This window comes from Armatimonas sp., from assembly GCF_031410135.1.
Classification (GTDB): Bacteria; Armatimonadota; Armatimonadia; order Armatimonadales; family Armatimonadaceae; genus Armatimonas.
Genome location: NZ_JANNYP010000481.1, coordinates 1 through 3,937 on the forward strand (window position 1 = coordinate 1; position 3,937 = coordinate 3,937).

The 3,937-nt window shown below is 62.7% G+C and carries 3 protein-coding genes; all 3 read right to left on the minus strand.

The annotated features are described in order from the left end of the window. Window positions 1-1,085, minus strand: a 1,085-nt coding sequence (locus RMO15_RS17750; protein ID WP_309714854.1) for a DUF1501 domain-containing protein, incomplete at its 3' end; no start/stop codon positions are given. Between the two features lie 10 nt (window positions 1,086-1,095). Beyond that, the gene (locus tag RMO15_RS17755; protein ID WP_309714857.1) at window positions 1,096-1,542 is read right to left on the minus strand and encodes an endonuclease domain-containing protein; all 447 of its coding nucleotides are present in this window, start codon (window positions 1,540-1,542) and stop codon (window positions 1,096-1,098) included. A 70-nt stretch (window positions 1,543-1,612) separates the two neighbouring features. Next, window positions 1,613-3,754, minus strand: a complete 2,142-nt coding sequence (locus RMO15_RS17760; protein WP_309714859.1) for a DUF1553 domain-containing protein — start codon at window positions 3,752-3,754, stop codon at window positions 1,613-1,615. Window positions 3,755-3,937 lie beyond the last annotated feature (183 nt).

Below are 3,937 nucleotides of genomic sequence, written 5' to 3' on the forward strand. Positions count from 1 at the left end.
AGGCCCGCGATGGGCTTGTCCACTTGTGCCGCCAGCGTGGTGTGGTTGCCTTTCACATCACTGTGAGCGTCCCAGGCCCCGCCACCGCCGCCGCCGTGGAAGAGCTGGACGAAGCGCACACCGCGCTCGACCAGCCGCCGGGCCGCGAGGCACTGCTCGCCAAAGGATTTCGTGTGCGCCTGATCGAGCCCGTAGAGCGCCTTGGTCTCCGCCGACTCTTTTTCGAGCTGGAGTGTCTCGGGGACGGAGGTCTGCATCTGGAAGGCGAGCTCGTAGGCCTTGATGCGTGCCTGGAGGTCTTTGTCGTCGGGGTAGTCGATCCCCGCGAGGCGGTTCAGGCGGCCCATGAGCGAGAAGTTCGCGGCCTGCTCGTCGGCAGTCAAATTGTCGGCGGGCTTGAGAAACGGCAGGGGCTTCTTTGGGTCGGCGCTCAGCTTCACACCGGCGTACTGCGGTCCGAGATAGGCCGCCCCGTGGGTCCACGCGCCGCCGCAGCAGTCGCCGGTCGGGGTGCCTAGCACGACATACTCGGGCAGGTTCTCATTGAGGGTGCCGAGGCCGTAGCAGGCCCAGGAGCCGACCGTCGGGTGTGCGCCCTCGCGGACATGGCGGCCTGTTTGGAACGTCAGCTGCGCCCCGTGGTCGTTGTCCAGGGTCCAGAGCGAGCGCACAATGGCAAGGTCGTCGGCGCAGGTGCCAATATTCGTGAACCAGTCGCCTACCTCCAGCCCGCACTGGCCGTACCTCTTGTAGCCCGTCTGGAGCGGCATGATGGTCTTGCGGTTTCCATGGTTGGGGTTGCCTCCAACAATATTGGCATTGACCCGCTTGGGATCGAGCACGGCCTTGTAGGGCGTCTCCTCAATGGACTTGCCCGCATACTTGTTCAGCTCTGGCTTGATATCAAAGCTCTCGACATGGCTCACACCACCGCACAGAAAGATCCAGATCACCGACTTGGCGCGCGGCGGCTTCCCCGAGGCTCCCCTATAAATCTGCTTCTTCCAGGCGTCGCGTTGCAGCAGTGCCCCGAGCGCCAGGCCCGTCATGCCCATTCCAGTATCCGAGAGTGATGATCGTTTCATGTTAACTTCTTTACCTCTCCCCGCCTCGTTCCTCGGCACCCCTCTCCCGGGCGCTCGTACCTCGCTGGGAAAGGGGGGAGTTTATTTGTGTTTGTGCAGCATTTGCTATTTGTTCCAGAACGGAATCTATATCGTCATTTACTTGGTCGTTAGTAATACGCAGAACCGTAAGTTGGCGGATTCCGAGAATTCGGTCGCGTTCGGCATCGTAGGCGGAGTTGTGGATCGGTCCATCTATCTCGACCACCAAGCCTGCCGCATGACAATAGAAATCGGCGATGAAGCCATCAATGACCTGTTGGCGACGGAACTTCAGCCCCGCGAGGCGATTGCCGCGCAAGTGCTCCCAGAGCATTGCCTCGGTTGGCGTCATCTGCTCGCGCATCTGCCGCGCCAGAAGGACTTTACCCTCGGTCACTTTTTGCCCCTTTACTATCTCCCACTTACTTTCATTCATATTTCTTATCCTTCAGAACCCCCTTTCCCAGTGAGGAACGAACGCCCGGGAGAGGGGGCAGGGGGAGAGGTTATCTCGCCGTCACAAAGTCGTTATGATTGAAGAGAACCAGTACCAAGTTCTCGTAGCGTCGCTGTAGGTTTGCCTCGCCACCCACGGCTAAAAAACGCAGGCACTCCCTCGCCTCGGTAGTCGTGGGTGGGCGAGAGAGAATCCGCTCGAAGGCGTTCTTCACAAAGACGGGGGCGTTAACCTCTCCCACCCCCAGCCCCTCCCCGGGTACCCTCTGGGTGCGGGCGCTCATTCCTCGCTGGGGAAGAGAGGGGAGCCCGACAGACTCGGATTCCCCTTTCCCAGTGAGGAACGAACGCCCGGGAGAGGGGTTAGGGGAGAGGTTGAGAGAGGCTAATTCCCTCGCCAGTGCACGCGCTTCCCGCAGTGCCAGCTCGCTGTTGGCAAGCGCGAGGGCTTGCTGGGGCATCACCGAGGGCTTGCGCTCGTAGCACTCGGTGACACTGGGGCCATCGAAGATCAGCATCAGCTCGGACTGCTTCTCGGCAGCGTTTCGGAGGTAGATGCTCCGGCGCTGCGATGTCAGGGCCAGGTTCTGGTCCAGCTCCGCTCCGCCCCGAGTCTCGTCGAGGTGCCCGGCGGCGAAAAGGACGTTGTCGCGGACGGCCTCGGCCTCAAGCCGCAGGGGGCTTTTGCGCCAGAGGTAGAGGTTGTCGGGGTCGCGCTTGAGGTTCTCGGGTGTGGCATGGCTGTCGCGCTGGTAGACGGCGCTAGTGAGAATCAGCTTGTGGAGTGCCTTGAAGTCCCAGCCGCTTGCCATAAAGCGATCTGCCAGATAATCGAGGAGCTGTGGGTGGGTGGGCTTGCGGCCATTGCGCCCAAAGTCCGCGACACTGGGGACCAGCGCCTGCCCAAAGTGCCGGAGCCAGACATGGTTGACCGCCACCCGCGCCGTCAGTGGATTCTGCTTATCCGTCAGCCAGCGTGCCAGCGCCAGCCGCCGCCCCGAGCTCTCGCTGGGGTAGGCCATGAAACGCGGCGTGTAGTTTGCCGTGAGTGGCTGCTTGAGCGCGGCCTCGGCGGCGTCTAGTGCTTTTTGTGCCTCAGGGCGCTTTTTCTCCTCGGCAGCGAGCAGGTTCTTGCGCGCCTCGGCCACGGCCACCTCGCGCTGGGCCTGAACCGTCAGCTCCGCGGTAGCCTTAGCGCCCGTTGTCTCAACTTCCAGGATCGCCAGGAGCGCCTTGTGCTTTGCCTGTGCCAGCGCGACCTCGGCATCGGCGAGGGGGCTCGGCTTTGCGGCCTGCGCCCGAAACGCAGCCAGGAGCGTCGCGTTGCTAGCGTTGATCAGATCGCGCTGGACAAACTCCCGGCGATCCGGCGTGACGGCGGCGGCAGGAAGTGCGACGGGGCGAATGGTGAGCTTGCCACCGAGCGACTCAGGGACACCAGGCTCCAATATTTTGGATTTGTCCGGGTTGCGCTCATCACCACGCACGAAAAGATAGGTAGGTGCTTTTAGGTCGGCATCATAGACCCGTGGGAGGCCATCTTTGGTCGTGTCCAGCTCGCCGGGTACGCGGTCTTGCCGGACTTGGTGTGGCTCGAAGATCGCGCGGAACTTGTAGTAGTCGGTCTGCGGGATGGGGTCGTACATGTGGGAGTGGCACTTGGCACAGTGCATCGTGATCCCCAGAAACGCCTTCGACGTGTGGTTGACCGTGTCCTCCAGCCACTGCTCGCGGCTGAGGAGCTTGAAGTTGCGCGCCAGAAAGCCCGTGGCCCGCAGCGCCTGCGGGTCGCCGGGGGCCAGCTCATCGGCGGCGAGCATCTCCTGCACCATCTTGTCGTAGCCCTTGTTGGCATTGAGCGACTCGACAATCCAGTCTCGCCAGCGCCAGATGTGCGGCTGGCTGTCGCGAATCTGCCCGCCATCGGCCCAGCCTGCCCAGTCGGAGTAGCGCCAGACATCCATAAAGTGCCGCCCCCAGCGCTCGCCATACCGCGGCGAGGCCAGCAGGCGATCCACGGCTCTCTCGTAGGCATTGGGCGAGGTATCTGCCAGAAACGCCTCGATCTCTTTGGGAGTGGGTACCAGCCCGGTCAGATCCAGCGTCGCCCGCCGCAGGATCGTCCGCTTATCGGCAGGCGGCTGGATCGTCAGCCCATGCTTCTGCTGCTCGACAGTGAGGAAGGCATCGATGGGGTTACCTCTCCCCGAATAACCTCTCCCTCCAACCCCCTCCCCCGGGCGCTCCTTCGTCGCTGGGGAAGGGGGAGCTAGAGGGTGTTGCTACCACCCATTACCAGTGAGGTACGAACGCCCCGGCGAGGGAGGGGTGGGGTGGGCGAGGTTAGGCACCCCAGGTTCAACCACGCTCTCGAA

Excerpts from the sequence above, each read along its gene's own strand:
- RMO15_RS17755 (WP_309714857.1), bottom strand. The coding sequence starts at position 1,542 with ATGAATGAAAGTAAGTGGGAGATAGTAAAGGGGCAAAAAGTGACCGAG.